This window comes from Leptolyngbya sp. ST-U4 (assembly GCF_039962215.1).
Lineage (GTDB): Bacteria > Cyanobacteriota > Cyanobacteriia > Elainellales > Elainellaceae > Leptolyngbya_A.
The window spans coordinates 1-16716 of sequence record NZ_JAMPKZ010000003.1 but is presented as its reverse complement, the minus strand read 5'-3'; the positions used below and the strand labels follow the sequence as shown (position 1 = coordinate 16716).

11 protein-coding genes are annotated in these 16716 nt (G+C 53.3%); 2 read left to right on the top strand and 9 right to left on the bottom strand.

The window, feature by feature from the left end; genetic code table 11:
* Positions 1-245: 245 nt before the first annotated feature.
* From NDA02_RS07540 to NDA02_RS07525, 4 genes are all read right to left on the bottom strand, one after another.
* Positions 246-1559, bottom strand: coding sequence for an extracellular solute-binding protein (locus NDA02_RS07540; RefSeq protein WP_190789957.1), 1314 nt, complete (start codon positions 1557-1559; stop codon positions 246-248).
* Between the two features lie 239 nt (positions 1560-1798).
* The gene (locus tag NDA02_RS07535; RefSeq protein WP_190789958.1) at positions 1799-2986 is read right to left on the bottom strand and encodes an ABC transporter ATP-binding protein; all 1188 of its coding nucleotides are present in this window, start codon (positions 2984-2986) and stop codon (positions 1799-1801) included.
* Between the two features lie 90 nt (positions 2987-3076).
* A complete protein-coding gene (locus NDA02_RS07530; protein WP_348254736.1) occupies positions 3077-4423 on the bottom strand; it encodes a Zn-dependent hydrolase in 1347 nt (448 codons plus the stop codon).
* Between the two features lie 140 nt (positions 4424-4563).
* Entirely contained in the window at positions 4564-5280 is a 717-nt protein-coding gene (locus tag NDA02_RS07525; protein ID WP_206755012.1) for a GntR family transcriptional regulator, read from the bottom strand.
* A 555-nt stretch (positions 5281-5835) separates the two neighbouring features.
* Between NDA02_RS07525 and purN the strand changes: the two genes are divergently transcribed.
* Positions 5836-6489, top strand: a complete 654-nt coding sequence (gene purN / locus NDA02_RS07520) for a phosphoribosylglycinamide formyltransferase (RefSeq protein ID WP_348248598.1) — start codon at positions 5836-5838, stop codon at positions 6487-6489.
* Here the strand turns inward: purN and menD are convergent.
* From menD to serA, 5 genes are all read right to left on the bottom strand, one after another.
* Positions 6467-8227: a 2-succinyl-5-enolpyruvyl-6-hydroxy-3-cyclohexene-1-carboxylic-acid synthase gene (gene menD, locus NDA02_RS07515; RefSeq protein ID WP_348248599.1), complete on the bottom strand. Its 1761-nt coding sequence runs from the start codon at positions 8225-8227 to the stop codon at positions 6467-6469. The genes purN and menD overlap by 23 nt on opposite strands.
* A 42-nt stretch (positions 8228-8269) precedes the next feature.
* Positions 8270-9697, bottom strand: coding sequence for an isochorismate synthase (locus NDA02_RS07510; RefSeq protein WP_199296615.1), 1428 nt, complete (start codon positions 9695-9697; stop codon positions 8270-8272).
* 205 nt (positions 9698-9902) lie between these two features.
* Positions 9903-11291, bottom strand: coding sequence for a cytochrome P450 (locus NDA02_RS07505; protein ID WP_242067396.1), 1389 nt, complete (start codon positions 11289-11291; stop codon positions 9903-9905).
* A gap of 72 nt (positions 11292-11363) precedes the next feature.
* On the bottom strand, positions 11364-12278 hold the full coding sequence (gene prmA, locus NDA02_RS07500) for a 50S ribosomal protein L11 methyltransferase (RefSeq protein ID WP_190792513.1): 915 nt from the start codon (positions 12276-12278) through the stop codon (positions 11364-11366).
* A gap of 26 nt (positions 12279-12304) precedes the next feature.
* The gene (gene serA, locus NDA02_RS07495; protein ID WP_190792514.1) at positions 12305-13897 is read right to left on the bottom strand and encodes a phosphoglycerate dehydrogenase; all 1593 of its coding nucleotides are present in this window, start codon (positions 13895-13897) and stop codon (positions 12305-12307) included.
* A 379-nt stretch (positions 13898-14276) separates the two neighbouring features.
* Between serA and NDA02_RS07490 the strand changes: the two genes are divergently transcribed.
* Positions 14277-16388, top strand: coding sequence for a TolC family protein (locus NDA02_RS07490; RefSeq protein WP_348254733.1), 2112 nt, complete (start codon positions 14277-14279; stop codon positions 16386-16388).
* The last annotated feature ends 328 nt before the right edge of the window (positions 16389-16716 follow it).

Below are 16716 nucleotides of genomic sequence, written 5' to 3'. Positions count from 1 at the left end.
GGATGGGGAGATGCGTGAGGGGATAGGTGAGGAAATGAGGAGGAAATGGGCAGAAGAGCGAATGGGATGATTGACGATCGTCCTGTCTAGAATTGCAATCCTTAAGGAGCGTGAGTGCCTCGCGCAGGTCTGATGCCAGGCGCTTCCCTAGCGGCGATCGCTTCAATCACCGATATGCCTGCGCTCCTATTCATCCACTTATCCACTCATCTGCTCATCCACTTATCCACCCATCCACCCACTAACTACGACGCAATAAACTCATTCCACTTCTGCACCAAATAAGTGTTTTCCTGCATCGTGGAGTTCCAGACAACAATGTTGCCAAACCGCTCTTCAAAGGAGCCGCCGTCTCGTTTCGCACCCTGCTTTTCCAGGGTTTTGCCGAAGGGATCAACCATGTTAGTTGCAGCAGTTTTGCCTTCGTACCAGAAGTCCCACTCTTCCGGTTTCATAAACTTGCGTGCCGTTTCGGGAGCCGCGCTGTAGTAGCCCTGCCGTCCCAGAAACGCGCCCACCCAGCCGTCCAGCATCCAGTTCATGTAGTCATAAGCCGCATCGAGGGCAACGCCTGACAGGTTTTTCGACAAACCGATGCCGCCGCCCCAGCCGCGATAGCCTTCTTTCAGCGGAGCATAAACGCACTCAGTTCCCTTTGCTTTCACAGCCGTCACCGCAGGCGACCACATCGATTGCAGCACCACCTCACCGGACGACATCAGGTTGACCGATTCATCAAAGGTTTTCCAGAAGGCGCGAAACTGCCCGGCTTGCTTCTGCTCGATCAGGATATTGGTGATTTGGTCGATTTCTGCACGGGTCATGTTGCCCTTGTCGCCGAATTTCATCAGTCCGCCCGCTTCTGCCACCATTGCCGCGTCCATAATGCCGATCTGGGGAATGTCCAGAATCGACGTTTTGCCTTTATATTTCGGGTCAAATAGCTCTGCCCAGCTTTGGATCTGGGTTCCCACTAGGTCGGGACGATAGCCCAGCGTGTCGGCATTGTACTGAAACGGAATCATCGTCGCAAAATCAGTCGGAGTCGGCGAAAACTCCTTGGAGTCTGCGGCGGTCAGGTATTGCACCCTGTAGGGAGCCGTGCCCTGCGATTGTTCTACGGGCAGTCCCTTAAACTTGCCTGTAGTGAAGAAAGACACGATTTTGTCGTAGTTGGTGATGCGCTTGATGTCGATCGCCTGCAAGTTGCCCGACGGAATCACCAGCGGCAGCGAGAAATACTCCCCGTCAAAAATGTCGTACTGTCCGGGCTGCGTAATCGCAATCTGGTTGTTTTGCTCGGTGCTCAGGGCACGCATTTGCAGCTTGAAACCCAGGTCTTCCTGTGCCTTATCGCGCACTTCGTTGATTTGGGAAACGCCCGTGCCAATAAAGCGCAGCGTCACATCTTTGATCTGATTCGTGTTTACCTGCGGACCCGTTGCCGGATTGTTGGGCGTTCCCACGGGGGCTTCGTTGCGAGCGCAGCGCGTTGCCGTGACCAGGGCAGTTGCTGCTAAACCAGTCCGAATCAGTTGCCGACGAGAAATTTTAGCCATAGTTCTGTGAAAAATCCAAAAAAGAAAAAAGTGAGCGAAGCAATCTGTGAACTGAAATGGGGAAAGTGAATTGATGATCTTTCCACAATCCTCTTTGAGGCTCAGGAGAATGCTTGAGAAGTGACAAACTAAGCTCCGTTTGTTTCGCCCAAACGATCACCTGAGCGCAGCAAACCATTCTTCAAGTCATCTCCAAATCTGTTTTTCAAGTGTCTCCTATTGCAAGAAAATTTAATCTCCTAATGTGACAAAAACACACAGTCATTTGTTGCCCATTGCAACGTTACAAGCTGCCCTTCTGTGGCTTCCTGCGCGATCCAGTCGTGTGTTCGCACTTTGTAGGTAATTTCTTCTCCGGTTGCTTCCAGCATCAGCGAAACACGGGTGATATATCCCGTAAACTCGATCGCCGTTACCCTTGCTGCAAGCTGATTTGGGGCATCCGGGTCGAGTGCAGGGTAGGGAGCTATGATCATGCGATCGCTTCGCACACAGCAGGCTGCAGTCATGCCCACATCGGCGGCTTGTCCCCGACAGAGAAATGTACCAATGCGATCGACCTCAAGCTGCACCACACAGCCGCTTCCTGCGATCGTATTCGGTGAAACGCCCGTGACCTGGCCCACAAACAGATTGTTATCGCCGACAAAGCGAGCCACAAACCGCGAGGCAGGCGTGGCAAAAATCTGTTCCGGCGTGCCGATCTGATCAATATGCCCGTGATCCATCACCACGATTTGATCAGAAAGGGCGAAGGCTTCATCCTGTCCGTGCGTGACCTGAATAAACGTCATGCCAAATTGCTTTTGCAGCTTTCGCAGCTCGCCCCTGGTTTTGACCCGCAGGTTTTCATCCAGCGCGCTGAGTGGTTCATCCAGCAAGAGAACCTGAGGACGGGTAACGAGTGCCCTTGCGAGTGCGACCCGCTGCTGCTGACCGCCGCTGAGCATCGCAGGCTTACGCTGAGCAAATTTCTCCAGCCCAACGATCGCCAGCATTTCTTCCACTCGCGACTTCCGTTCTGCCGGAGTAACCCCCGCCATCTTCAAGCCAAACTCGATGTTTTGCCACACGGTTTTGTGCGGAAACAGGGCATAGTTTTGAAACACCATTGCCGTATTGCGCCTAGCAGGCGGAAGCTGATCGACCCGCTGATCTCCGATCCAGACTTCGCCGCTGGTGACTTCCTCGTGTCCTGCAATCATTCGCAGCGTACTGGTTTTGCCGCAGCCGCTCGGACCCAGCAAACAGCAGTAAGACCCTGCCGGAATTTCCAGGTTAACGTTTTCAACGGCAGTAAAAGAACCGTACTTTTTCGTGACCGATCGCAGCGTTACTCCTGCCGTTTGAGCGGGCGCTACGTGCAGCGCAGAGTCGATCGCAGAAGGATTGACAGGATGAGATGCGGAAACAGAAGACTGAGACATAAAAAATTATTCCAGGATGATTAGAAAACACCGCAGCAAACCATCAGTTCTTATCGAAAATTTGGGGCTGCTTTCAGTACAAAGCCTCCGCTAAGGTGAGATTGTGTTTCTTGTTACAAGAGCCAGGTTTTCGGGAAATTTTTCAGGTTTATTCGGATCGAATGCTACTTGCTCTGGCTGAGCCTGCTTCAATTTCAACTGATGATAGTGAGCATCCAGCCGCAGCAGCGTTTGCAGCAGCACATTTGCCCCCGCGACGCACTGTTCGGGCGAGGTATACTCGGTTCCCGAATGGCTGATGCCTGCCTGACTTGGCACAAAAATCATGCCCATCTCGGTAATGCGTCCCATTTCCATTGCGTCGTGTCCGGCACGGCTGGGCAAATGACAATAGCTCAGGTGCGTCTCCTCACAGATCTGCGCGATCGTCTGCTGAATGTGCTTCGCGGCAGGGGTTGGCTCTACTTCTAGAATCGGCTGAATTTCCATTGTGGTTTGCGTTGCGGTAGCAATCGTCTGCATTTGCTGCTGAATCTGGCTTAACATGGTGTCCAGCACCTCACAGGACAAATCGCGCAGGTCGATCGAGAGTTCCACCCGTCCCGGCACAATGTTCACCGCATTCGGCGCAACCGTGAGATAGCCAACCGTTCCCACGGGCTGAGACGGCATCGCCAGGGCAATTTGCTGCACTGCCAAAATCAACTGCGCGGCTGCAACCAAAGCATCCTGCCGCAGGGTCATTGGAGTCGTTCCTGCATGGTTGGGCTGTCCGGCAATGCTGACCTGATACCGCTGCATTCCCACCACGCCCTGCACCACGCCAATCTGATTGCCCGTTTTTTCCAGTACCGCGCCCTGCTCAACGTGCAATTCCACAAATGCCGCCAAATCCGATCGCTGGGCTTGTGCCAGAAAATCCCAGTTGCCGCCGATCGCTTCCAGCGCATCCTGAATCGGAACGCCAGTGGTGGTTTTGTAGCTCTCTGGTGCCGATTTGACGGTTCCCGCGATCGCCCGACTACCGATCATGGTGCTTTCTTCGTCGGTGAAGACAATTAGCTCGATCGGATGGTGCAGCCGTACGTCATTTTCCCGCAGGACGCGCACAATCTCGATCCCGGCAAGCACCCCCAGCACGCCGTCATAGCAACCGCCCGAAGGAACCGTGTCTATGTGGGAACCTGTCGCCAGCACGGGAGCGGTTTCATCCACGCCTGGGTATCTGCCAATCAAATTGCCTGCCGCATCGATTCGCACGGTCATGCCTGCGTCGGTCATCCACTGCTGCACCCGGTAACGTGCCTGCAAATCTTCAGGCGTAAAGGCAAGTCGGCAAATGTCTCCGTTGGATTGCCGCCCGATTTTTGCCAGCCGCTCGATACTGTCATTTAATCGATCGCCGTTCACCGTTAACCGTACTGTACTGTTCACCATCACCTCTAACCTTCCTACGCTCAAAATGATTTTTTCTTCTGTCGGTTTTTCTATCTGTTTTTTCTACCTTTTTTATCTTTTCTTCGATTCGTTCTCTAATTTATTCTCTAATTTGTTTTCTGATTTGTTCTTAACGTTAATTACTTTGCTGCATCCGAGTGATGCAAATGCTCAATGCTTTTGATCACCCTGGCTTTGCTGGCAGTGAGATGGTCTTGAATCGCTTGAGCGGCTGCCGATCGATCGCGCTGAGCAATTGCCTCATAAATCTGCCGATGCTCTCGCCGTACTTCCAGCACTTCTGGATCATGCCGCAGGGTTTCCATTCGCAATAACGCCATTTTGTCGAATACCTGATCGAGCAGAAACACTAGCCAGGGATTGTTTGCGCTCTCAGCGATCAGGTGATGAAAGCAATAGTCGAGGTTAAGGAGGCGATCGGCACAGGTTTTAGAACGGGGAGCATCAGAGCTTTCCAGCGTCAGCAAATGTTCTGCGTCGGTGACGTATTGCGCCAACTGCTGAATCTGGCTCTGGCTAGCGTGCTGGCAGGCTCCAACCACTGAAAGCTGCTCTAGCGCAAGCCGACAATCATAAAGCTGCATCGCGTCTGTTGCTGAGATCGCCGTAACCCGCAGTCCACCGCTGCCGTCTGCTGTGACTAATCCCTCGCGCTGGAGCTGGCGAATTGCCTCTCGAATCGGGGTGCGGCTTACCTGGAGCTGCTGAGCAAGCTGAGTTTCAACTAGCCGATCGCCCGGAGCTAACTGACCTGCAAGAATGCTCGATCGCAGTGCCTCGTAGGTCTGCTGATGCAATGATTTGGTGCGCTGAATGGGTGGTGCAGAAACGTTCAACAAGACACCTCCAAAAAACAAGCGATCGCCGTTCAGTTTGCTTAAGGTTGAGTTCGCCTAAGGGCAATCAGTTAAAGCCAGATGCAGTAAACCTAGATGCAGTAAAGCGGTGTTGAAACCTATGATGAGACTTGCGAAATTTCGTGAGCTGGCGCATTGATGAACCCGAAAACTGCTCCAGCTAAAGAATTTTTTGAGAAAAGTAACAGTTGAGAAAAGTAACAATTTGTATGCAGAATACTGTATGCAATTTCGATGGAAACAAGTAGCTATTTTCTCCACAGCTTCTAGGATTAAAAAGTAGTTTCTGCTACTATCCCTTCCTAAAAATCAGAAAATTTTTAATTCTTATCATCAAGAAACCCAGGGCGATCGGAAGTTGGGGGAAAGGGGCAGCCCTGTTAAAGGGTGTTTGAAAGGGGAAAATCATGACCCAAACTGCGCCAATTCTCAATGAATGGAAGACTGTTCGCGATCGCGCAGGTGATCTTTGATAGGCTAAGTTGAGCCAATTGAAGGCAAATTTGTCGTTCTTAACCTTGTCGTTCTTACTTTATGTCTGCTGCTGACGCTGCTCAAAGCCTGGTTTCCCCCGTCGCTTCTTCCCATTCGTTTCCAGCACCGCTTCGGCTTGGTGTGATGGCATCAGGCAACGGCAGCAATCTAGAATCGATCGCCCAAGCAATTGCAGACGGTCAGCTTCACGCCCAGATTCAGGTGCTTGTTTATAACAAACCTGATATCAAAGCGGCAGAGCGCGCCGATCGCTGGAACATTCCCAAACATTTGCTCAATCACAAAGAGTTTGCCAGCCGCGAAGCGTTGGACGAGGCGATCGTTTCCCTCCTGCGGCAGTCTCAGGTGGACTGGGTGATTATGGCAGGCTGGATGCGAATTGTTACTCCCGTTTTGATTCAGGCTTTCCCCAATCGAATTCTGAATATCCATCCCAGCCTGTTGCCCAGTTTTCCCGGAGTCCGTGCAGTTGAGCAGGCATTGGCTGCCGGAGTCAAAATTGCAGGCTGCACCGTGCATTACGTGATCCCGGAAGTCGATCGCGGTTCGATCATTATGCAGGCCGCCATCCCCGTGCTGGACAAGGATACGCCCGAAACGTTGCATCAGCGAATCCAGGAACAGGAGCATCGCATTTACCCACAGGCGATCGGATTGGCAGCATCAAAGGCTATGCCGATTGCAGTTGATTGAGAATCTGCCGTCGATAAATCGTGTCTCGCTTTCGATCGGTCTGCACTTCCAACAACCGAATGCCCTCTTGAGGCAACGTTTGAATGCGATCGATCAAACCCTGCCAGTCTCGAATGCGGTGATAGTCCACGCCGTAGGTGGCGCAAAGCTGGGCAAAATCGATGTCCTGAGGGGTAGCGAAAAAGTCTTCAAAGGGTGGCTCAAATTGGGCAATCGGCAGCATTTCAAAGATTCCGCCGCCGTTGTTGTTGATCAGCACGATCGTTAGATGTCCTTGCAGCTTATTTCGCAGCAAAAAGCCGTTCGTGTCATGCAGCAGTGCCAGATCGCCTGTGAGTAAAACGCTACTGGGCTGACGGTGGGCTGTGCCGATCGCCGCCGAAAGCGTGCCATCAATACCGTTTGCGCCCCGGTTGAAGCAGGGCTGAATTTGGCGATTTCCCGGCTGCCAGAACCACTCTATATCGCGCACGGGCATACTGTTGGCGATAAACAGCGGCGTTCCAGGAGGCAAGTGCTGAGACAGTAGCCACGATACTTTGCCTTCAAACAAAAAGTCGGTCTGTGCCAGGGTTCGATCGCGCTTCTGGCGGGCGATCGTCTCCATCTCAAGCCAGGACTTTAAGTAATGAGAAGGCGAACCCGTCCTGCGGGTCATTTGTGCCGCCACTTGCTCGATCGACAGTCGCAGATGAACGGTTCTCAGGTGCAGCGGGTCAAGATTGCGATCGTCCGGGTCGATAATCCACTGCATCAGCAACGGATCGGAATTGAGCCACTGGCGCAGGGTTTTGCTGGTGGGCATTTCACCAACGCGAATAACCCAGTCGGGCTGGAGTTTATCTGCCCAGTCAGAATTTCGCAGAATCAGGTCGTAAGTAGTAATCAGATTGGGATTCAGGTCGGCAGCATTTCGCACCGGAGACAGCCCTTCTGCCAGCACCGGAACACCCAGGGATTGCGATAAACGGGCGATCGATTCACAGTAGGTCTGACGATCGCCAGGCTGCGCGACGCCTGCAATGATTAAGCCGCGATGCGGGGCTGTTCCTGCTTCGGGATAATCGGACTGCTGCCACAGTGAAGGAACGGCAAATTGAGCCTCGAACTGCACAAACGGCGCAGGAGCAATTCCCCTAAAAAAATCGGTCGGAAATCGATCGCCGAGTGCCTTTGCTTCAGCCTGGGGAATTGGCGCAAGCGGATCGCGAAAGGGCAGATTCAGATGCACACAGCCCGCTACCGGCTGATGGGCACGTTCCCAGGCATAGACGATCGTTTGCCGCAAATATGCCAGCAGCGACAGTTCTAGCCCCGGTATCGACAGTTCACTGTACCAGTTAGGATAAGTTCCATACAGCTTTTGCTGATCGATCGTTTGCCCCGCATTGCATTCACGCAGTTCCGGCGGACGATCGCTCGTGAGAATGATCAAAGGCACACGGCTTTCCCGCGCCTCGATCACAGCCGGATAAAAGTTTGCCCCTGCCGTGCCTGAGGTGCAAACCAAGGCAACCGCCCGTCCCGTTTGTTTCGCCAATCCCAGCGCAAAAAAAGCCGCCGATCGCTCATCCAGTACCGGAATTGCCTCGATCGCCTTGTGCAGGGCAAAAGCAACCGTAAGCGGAGCCGATCGCGATCCGGGACAGATAACGGCGGTTTGGAGTCCCAGGCAGTGCAGCGTTTCCACCAGCACCGACGCCCAGACCGAGTTAGTATTGCTGAAATTGATCGGCATTCCTGACAGGCGAACCCAGAAAAAAGAGCAGAAGCTCCATTCTCACACTAATGCCCGCAGGAGTGCCTGAAGCTTCAGCCGGATTTCTGCCAGTTCGCGATCGGGATTAGACCCTGCCACAATGCCCGCCCCGGCATATAATCGGGCGCGATGTCCGTCGATCAGAGCCGATCGAATGCCAACGACAAATTCGGCGTTTCCTTGGGCGTCGATCCAGCCCAGGGGCGCGGCGTAGAGCGATCGTTCAAAGCCTTCGTACTGGCAAATCTGCTCACAGGCAACTTCGCGGGGTCGTCCGGCAACGGCAGGAGTGGGGTGCAGCTCGGCAACCAGGGCAAGCGGATGCAGGCTTGGCGGCAAAATTGCCTGAATCGGCGTATGAAGATGCTGAATATTGGCTAGTTTTCGCAGGGTTGGCGTTGCGGTGAAGCGAGGGGTTAGCCCTACATTGACCAATCTTTGCGTAATAAAATCAACAACGACCTGATGTTCGTGCCGCTCTTTGTCGCTGCGATAAAGCTGATCGCCCAGCGTATCATCCTCGATTGCCGTCCGTCCGCGTGGGGCAGATCCGGCAAGGGCATCGGTGAGAAAGCGGCGGTTTTGAATGCTCAACAATCGCTCCGGGCTCGCCCCAATAAAGCTCTGTCCGTTGCCGTTGCCGATCGAAAAAACCGTGCATCCTGAATGCAACTGCCGCAAATCGTTGAGCGATCGTCCCCATTGAAACGGAAGCTGAGAAATCACATCGATCGCATGAGCCAGCACCACCTTATCAAACTGATGGGTTTCGATCGATTTCAGCACCGAAGTCACAGCAGGCTGAAACGAATTGTGGTCAATAATTTCCCATTGATTGAGGAGTGGAGTAATGCCTTGCGGAAGCTGAAAAACGTCGTACTGCGCCTGACAAATCGATCGAAATTCCTGCCAGATCGTCTGGGTTAACTGCTGCAAATTCGAGTCAGATTGAATCGGCAAATTCACGATCGCCCCGTGATGTTCCTGCCAGCGAATAATCTGCCAGCGAGGGAGAAAAACGGTCGCGCCCGGAAAAGGAGAATCGCAATGAGTTTGCTGATCAAAAAAAGTAAAACTACAAAAAAATCGAGGCGTTGTCCAGGGAAAATCAACCGGATAGCTCGCTAATATTTGGTCAAGCTGAGTTTGAATGAAATTTTGTGCCTGCTTAAATCTTTCTTTGCCGTTCACTGTTAGCGCAACCGCTGAGCCAATCGCCGCAATCGATCGCCCTTGATCACGATTTTCTAAATAGAAATGAAGCTGATTCGATCGATGCAGATGATTAAGAACAATCAATGGATCGATTACGCTGCAAGAGGAAGTGCTTTGCATCGCCTCGATTTCAAGGGCAACACTAGCAATTTTAGGCTGATTTTCTGCAATCGATCGCTTGCGGCAAAAGTCAAGAAACTGATAAATTTGTTTACAGTCTTGCAGGGGTTGCAAGTGAGTAAAAGGCGACTGACAAAGCATCGAAGAAAAACAGTCCTTCTAAAAAATAAGTTGTCAAAAGGATCAGTCAAAAGGGTCACAGTCTGCTGTGTCGAACCGTCAGGAATTCTTACAATTCCTAATTCCTAATTACAGATTTTAACCTGCTTAGACTTTACCCCAGGAAGATGTTTGAGAAGTCATAACCCTGAGCTGCCTTCTAACTCACCAGCACCTTTGCGCCTCGCCGATCGCCCACTCGCATTCGAAACTCCTTCGGCGGCACAAACGTAATGCCCCGTCGCGTCGGTTTTACCACAGGCAGCATTTCGCTCGAACGGGTTAGCGTCACCTGGCGAAGCACCGTCGCCAGCACCAGCTTCATTTCATACATTGCCAACGCCATGCCAATACAGCTTCGACTGCCGCCACCAAACGGCAAATATTCATAGGGCGATTTCGCCTTGCCCAAAAACCGCTCCGGCTCAAACCGATCGGGATTCGGATAGGTATCCGCCCGGCGATGCGCCAGATAAATCGAGGGAATCAGCACGGTTCCCGGTTCAAACCGATAGCCCATAAGCTCGATCGCCTCCTTGGTCCAGCGCGGCTGCGAAATCAGCGCGATCGGATAAATTCGCAATGCTTCTTTACACACTGCGTTGAGATAAGGCTGGTTTGCTACGGTCATCGGGTCAGCCTGTTCGCCCAGCGTATCCAGCTCTTGTAGGAGGCGATCGGCAATTTGCGGTTCGCGCTGAAGCCAGTAAAAAATCCAGGTTAAGCCAGAAGCCGTTGTTTCATGTCCCAGCAGCAGCAGCGTCATGAGCTGATCGCGCAGTTCTACATCGCTGAGCGGCTGTCCTTCTGCATCCGTGGCGCTCATCAGCACCGATAGAATGTCCGATCGATCATGAATGCCCTGGCTCCGGCGATCGGCAATCTCGGCATACAGCAACGCATCAATCTGCTGCCGAATCCGCACAAACTGTCCCCACGGACTCCACGCCCCCAAATCCTGCTGCAACGGCGGCAAAAAAAACTGCACCGAATAGGTCGGCGAATTGATATCCTCCAGCAATCGATGCAAAAGCCGCTGAAGCTGCTGATAGCGACTGCCGGGCTTCAACCCGAACACGACGCGCAAAATGACTTCCAGCGAAATGTCTAGCATCTCTGACTGAATCTTTAGCACCGATCCCACCGACCAGCGATCGATCGCCTCGGTCGTCAAGTCACAAATCACCTGTCCCCAGCGATACAGCCCCTCCCCATGAAGCGCAGGCATAAGCATCTGCCGCTGTTGCTGATGGCGCGATCCGTCCTGCATAATCAGCGATTCATTTCCGGTCAGCGGACGAAACACATCCGTCACCTTGCCCAGTTCCAGCTTGCTCGACAGTGTGGTAAAAATCGCCTGGATCGCATCTGGGTGACTAAAGAACACTACAGGCGGCGAATTGATTCCCAGCACCCGCGTCGTAAAGGGATCGCCGTATCGCTGCGATTGTTGATCAAAAAAGGCGATCGGGTCCGCAATCAAACTCAGCGTTTGCAGCAAAGACGGCAGCCTAGAACCGCTCGGAAGCACCATAGATCTCCGCTCCATCCACAGTTTTGTACTCCACAGTCCATAGTCTACCGCTCAATCCCGCGCCCCCGCCCGTCCTGTAACTTCTCCTTACCCATGCCAATTACCAGGCAGATTTTCTGCTCGGCGAATATTCAAACAGCACCAGTCCTGCCGCCTCCAGAGGGTTGCCATTGTCCAGCCGTGTTCCTCTAAGCAATCGGCGATCGGCTGGACCTGGTCAATCAAAATCCCGCTGAGAATGCCCCAGGTATCTGGCTTGGAAATGTCGCTAAAGGACGGAATGAGTTGCAGGATGACTTCTGCCAGAATGTTGCATACAAAGCCATCGACCGGAGCGGGCAGCATTTCCTTGAGGCGATCGAGGCTGCCTTCTTCAACCATCAGGCGATCGGGCGGCAACTCGTTCAGCTCAACATTACTCTTGGTCGCATCGACTGCCAGAATGTCTGTATCGACGGCATAAGCTCGCTCTGCACCCAGCAAAATTGCTCCCACCGAGAGAATGCCGGAGCCGCAGCCAATATCCGCGACGATCGTTCCTGGTAGCGGGTCGTTGAGTCGCATCTCTAATGCTTCCAGGCAAAGCTGGGTCGTGGCATGCGCACCTGTGCCAAAGGCAACGCCCGGATCGAGTTTGATGATCAGCCGATCGGTTTCGGGGATGGGAAGCCAGGCGGGATTGATTAAAAAACGATCGCCGATCGGTTCAGGATGCCAGTGGTCTTTCCAGCTTTTAGACCAGTCTTCTTCATCGATTAAGTGCCATTGGACGATCGGCGCGGGCAGTTCGGCGCAGAGCAGATCTTGTTTGAGCAACAGAGCCAGGGCAGCCAGATCGAGCTGCTGGGATTTGATTTGCGGCAGGTATGCCTTGACGGTGAACGTGTTGCCCCGTAACTCACTCGCCATGCCGCGACAGCCAAACGCCTGCAATCGCCAAAAGAGGAGTTCCTCTGCCGCCGGATCAGCCCCGACCTGAATTTCCCACCAGCTACTTGCCAAGAGTGATCACCTCACGAGACCTCGGTTCAGGAAATTTCGGCTAGGGTCACGGTGTAGGCATCACGAATTCCCTGTTCTTTTTTGATTTCCTCCAAAACGCCGTCTGGCACGGGGTCATCAATGCTCAGCACCATCACGGCATCGCCGCGCACGATCTTGCGTCCGACCTGCATACTGGCAATATTGACATTCAGGTTGCCCAGCAGTGATCCCAGCTTACCGATGATCCCCGGCATATCGCGGTGCAGCGTAAACAGCATATAGCGGCTTGGCGGCACGTTGATCGGAAAGTCATCGATGCTGGTAATGCGAATTTCATTGTCGCCCAGGAGTGCGCCCGTGACGGAATGTTCGCCCAGCGAGCCGACTGCCGACAGATGCAGCGAGCCTGGATAGTCACGCACCGACGCATCGCGAGTTTCGATCACGCGGATGCCCCGCTCTTTTGCCTCAATGCTGGCGTTGACGTAATTGACCCGCTCCTGCAAAGCGTTGGACAATAAGCCCTTGAGTGCTGCGACGACCATCGGCTGACTGTCGTTCGTTGCCAGATCGCCCTGTAAGCGAATCGTGAGCGACTCGATCCGTTTGCCGGAAAGCTGACTCACCAGATTGCCCAACGTTTCTGCAAGCTGCAAGAAAGGACGCATTTTCTCCATCACGTCGGGACGCAGACCGGGAATATTCACCGCCGATCGCGCCGGGAGCCCCAGCAGCACATCGCGGATTTGCTCTGCCACATCGATCGCCACATTCACCTGCGCTTCTTCAGTGGAGGCTCCCAGGTGCGGCGTGAGCACTAGATTTTTACTCAGGCTGGTAAGGGGCGATTCGCCCAGCGGCTCGTTTTCATACACATCCAGCGCGGCTCCGCCAATTTGCCCGGCGTCGATCGCCTTTGCCAGCGCAGCCTCATCGATAATGCCGCCTCTGGCACAGTTGACAATGCGAACGGTGGGCTTCATTTTTGCCAGCGCGTCGGCATTGATTAAATGATAAGTATCCGGCGTTTTGGGAATGTGAAGCGTGATGTAGTCCGACTCGCGGAAGAGAAAATCAAGCTCGACGAGCTGACAACCGATTTGCTCTGCCCGTTCAGCCGATAAATAAGGATCATACGCTAGCAGACGCATTCCCATAGCGCGAGCGATCCCGGCAACGTGCGACCCGATCTTGCCCAAGCCAACGACGCCTAGCGTTTTCTTGTAAACTTCTACACCCGTAAAGCTCTTGCGATCCCACTTGCCGCCCTTCACCGACTGATTGGCATCAGGAATGTAGCGTGACAGAGCCAGCATCATTGCTACGGCATGTTCCGCAGCGGCGACCGTGTTTCCTTCGGGCGAGTTGACCACCAGAATTCCGCGTCGCGTGGCAGCAGGCACATCCACATTATCGACTCCGACTCCGGCTCGTCCAATGATCTTGAGCTGCGTTCCTGCGTCGATGACTTCTTGAGTTACGCGGGTTCCAGAACGAATCATCAGGGCATCGTAGTCTGGAATGATCTGCACGAGTTCGGCAGCGGAAAGGCTGGTCTTCACGTCAACCTGAGCCACCTGGGAGAGAATATCAATGCCAACTTGATCGATCGGGTCGGAGACAAGAACCTTGGGCATGGGATCAGCTACATGAGATAGAAACCGGGAAAACAAACAGCAAGCAAAAAGCCAGGTTTTCCACAAGTCGCCATTCTACTGCAAACCTGTCCTCGTCATGGGTCTTTCCCGAAAAGTTTTCTGCTTTTATCGCCTTTGCGAATGGGCGGTGAGCAGGGATGTCGAGCTGCATTGAATTTTGAGCTGAATCGATCGTCTTTTGCGTCTTTGCGATAACGTTAAAGGCGGTTTGCGGCGCGGCTATCTGATGCGTTTCAGCCAGGCTGTTGCAGGCGAAAATGCTGGCTATTTTTCATTTGCCAAGGCACAGAATAACCAGTATTCTGCATAAGGTCGCTCTTATCGTCTCGTAAAGCCCATCTGGTTTGTTTTTCGACGTATGCGCTCTCCCAATCCGCTTGTTGCGATCGGCATCACCACCCTGATTACTGTTGGTGCAGTTCATTCTGGCTCTGCTCAAGCAAGTTCGTCTGTCCAAACTCCATCGCCTGCTGAACCCTCAGCTTCCGAAAAGTCAGAGCAGCGATCGCCCCGGTCTGACGTGCCTGCGGCTGAAGCGACATCTCAGGAAACTCCGGCTACCGAAGCCGCACAAACGGAGGCAACTTCCCCGGTCGCTGAACCGGTAGCTGAAACTGCGGCTAAACCCGTGGCTGAATCTGCCCAACCTGGCGAAGCCAAAACACCTGCTTCTGAGACTTCTGCTGCGGATGCTGCGGATACTGTTTCCCAGGCAGAACCTTCCACAGGAGAGGCAGACGACCCGCAAACGGAACCGTTGCCTGATTCAACCCCGGATTCAACCCCGAATACCTCAGAAACAGATACTTCGGATACTCCAACAGCAGATACTTCCGAGACAAGTACTTCCGAAATGGGTACTCCAACAGATACCTCGGAAACAAACACTTTCGAGACAAATACGTCCGAGACAAGTACTTCCGAAACGGGTACTCCAGAGGCAGATACTCTAACGGAAGAAACAGATACTTCTACTTCTTCAGAAACCGAAGCCTCAGATACTCCAGACACAGATACTCCAGACACAGGCACCCCGACAGAAGCGACTCCTTCCTCCCCCAGCACGAGTGGCAGAGTCCAGTCTCCCGACTATCTCAACCCCAGCCCAAATCCGCTCGATTTTCCGACCCGTCCTGAAGAAGTCGAACTCCAGGGAACACAGCCGATTACGCTGCGGCAGGCAGTTGATTTGGCAGTTCGCAATAATCCTCAGCTTCGCCAGGCGCGGCAGCAGCGCGATCAGGCACAGGCACAGCTCGATCAGGCAAGAGCTGCAAATAATCCCACCGTCAGCGTCAATGCAAACCTGGTGCAGCAGGGTCAGGAAAGCCCTGTTACGTCTCAGCAGCCCCCGTTCACTGTGAACAATCAGGGACAGGTCGTACCCAACCCAAACGCGGGACCCGGAGAAACCGAAATTCAATCGAGTGATGCTGCAAGTCTAAGCGGTAATTTAGAAGTGAGCTACGCGCTGTTTACCTCTGGAAGGCGATCGTCGCTGATTCGTGCCTCAGAAGGACAGGTTCGGGTTCAGCAGCTTGAAATCGAGCGGCAAACGAATGAGCTCATTCTGCAAGTCGCGACTGCCTATTTTGATTTGCAGCAGGCAGGGGCACAGGTGAGAATCTTTCAGTCCAACGTGGAGCAGGCAGAACAAAGCTTGCGAGATGCAGAGGCACTGGAGCGGGCAGGCGTTGGAACCCGGTTTGATGTGTTGCAGGCACAAGTCGATGTGGCAAACGCCCAGCAAAATTTAACGCAGCAGCTCAGCAGTTTTGATATTGCTCGTCGCAATTTAACCCAGTTGCTCAATACGTCGAATGGCGTTGACCTCACCGCAGCCGACCCGATCGAAGTTGCTGGAGACTGGAACCTGAGCCTAGAGCAAAGCATTGTTGAGGCACTCAGAAATCGCGCCGAGCTAGAACAGCAGCTCATCCAGCGAGAGGCATCCGAAGAGCAGCGACAGGCAGCCCTGGCACAGCTTGGACCGCAGGTCAACCTGCAAGGCTCCTTTGGCTTGAACAACAACCTGGATGCGGGCAACGGATTTTTAAACAACTATCAGCTCGGCGTCGGGCTGAGCCTTAACCTATACGACGGAGGAGCTGCCAGAGCAGAAGCAAGAGCGCAAGAAACGAATATTGCCCAGGCAGAAAGCCAATTTGAAAGCCTTCAGAATCAAATTCGGTTTGAAACCGAGCAGGCCTATTCTCAGCTTCAAGCTAGCGCAACCAACATTCAAACCACGGCTCTCGCAGTACAGCAGGCCGCAGAAGCCCTTCGACTGGCAAGACTTCGCTTTCAGGCAGGCGTTGGAACCCAGACCGACGTGCTGCGGCAGCAAACCGCTCTGGCGCAAACCCAGGTAAATAACCTTCAGGCAATTTTGGGCTATAACCGCGCCCTGGCAACGCTTCAGCGACAGGTTAGCAACCTTCCCGAAGGCTTCATCGGCGATACCCCTTAGACGATCGGTAAGTTTGGAAGAGAAAACGGCTACCCGCGTCCTACAGGCGCGTAAGTCCCATTACAGATGAGGATGGCTAGCTATCTTCGTTGGCGTTGCGAACAGGGGTCACACTGGAGTCAAAATAAAGCTCATATTCTGCGTCAGCCTGCTCGATTTCAACCTCATAAAACGTCCCTTGAGGGGTCTGCTCGATCTCGTGTTTGGTGATGGTGTATAGCTTTACGCGATTAGGTTAGAACGCTAGGCTAGGGGAAAACCAGCGTCTAGAAGTGCCTATGCCTTCCCCTTATGGTGACGACCTGCGTCGCAAAGCAATTAATGCCGT

Coding starts and splice junctions, on each gene's coding strand:
- NDA02_RS07540 (WP_190789957.1), bottom strand. CDS start 1,559: ATGGCTAAAATTTCTCGTCGGCAACTGATTCGGACTGGTTTAGCAGCA.
- NDA02_RS07535 (WP_190789958.1), bottom strand. CDS start 2,986: ATGTCTCAGTCTTCTGTTTCCGCATCTCATCCTGTCAATCCTTCTGCG.
- NDA02_RS07530 (WP_348254736.1), bottom strand. CDS start 4,423: ATGGTGAACAGTACAGTACGGTTAACGGTGAACGGCGATCGATTAAAT.
- purN (WP_348248598.1), top strand. CDS start 5,836: ATGTCTGCTGCTGACGCTGCTCAAAGCCTGGTTTCCCCCGTCGCTTCT.
- menD (WP_348248599.1), bottom strand. CDS start 8,227: ATGCCGATCAATTTCAGCAATACTAACTCGGTCTGGGCGTCGGTGCTG.
- NDA02_RS07505 (WP_242067396.1), bottom strand. CDS start 11,291: ATGGAGCGGAGATCTATGGTGCTTCCGAGCGGTTCTAGGCTGCCGTCT.
- serA (WP_190792514.1), bottom strand. CDS start 13,897: ATGCCCAAGGTTCTTGTCTCCGACCCGATCGATCAAGTTGGCATTGAT.
- NDA02_RS07490 (WP_348254733.1), top strand. CDS start 14,277: ATGCGCTCTCCCAATCCGCTTGTTGCGATCGGCATCACCACCCTGATT.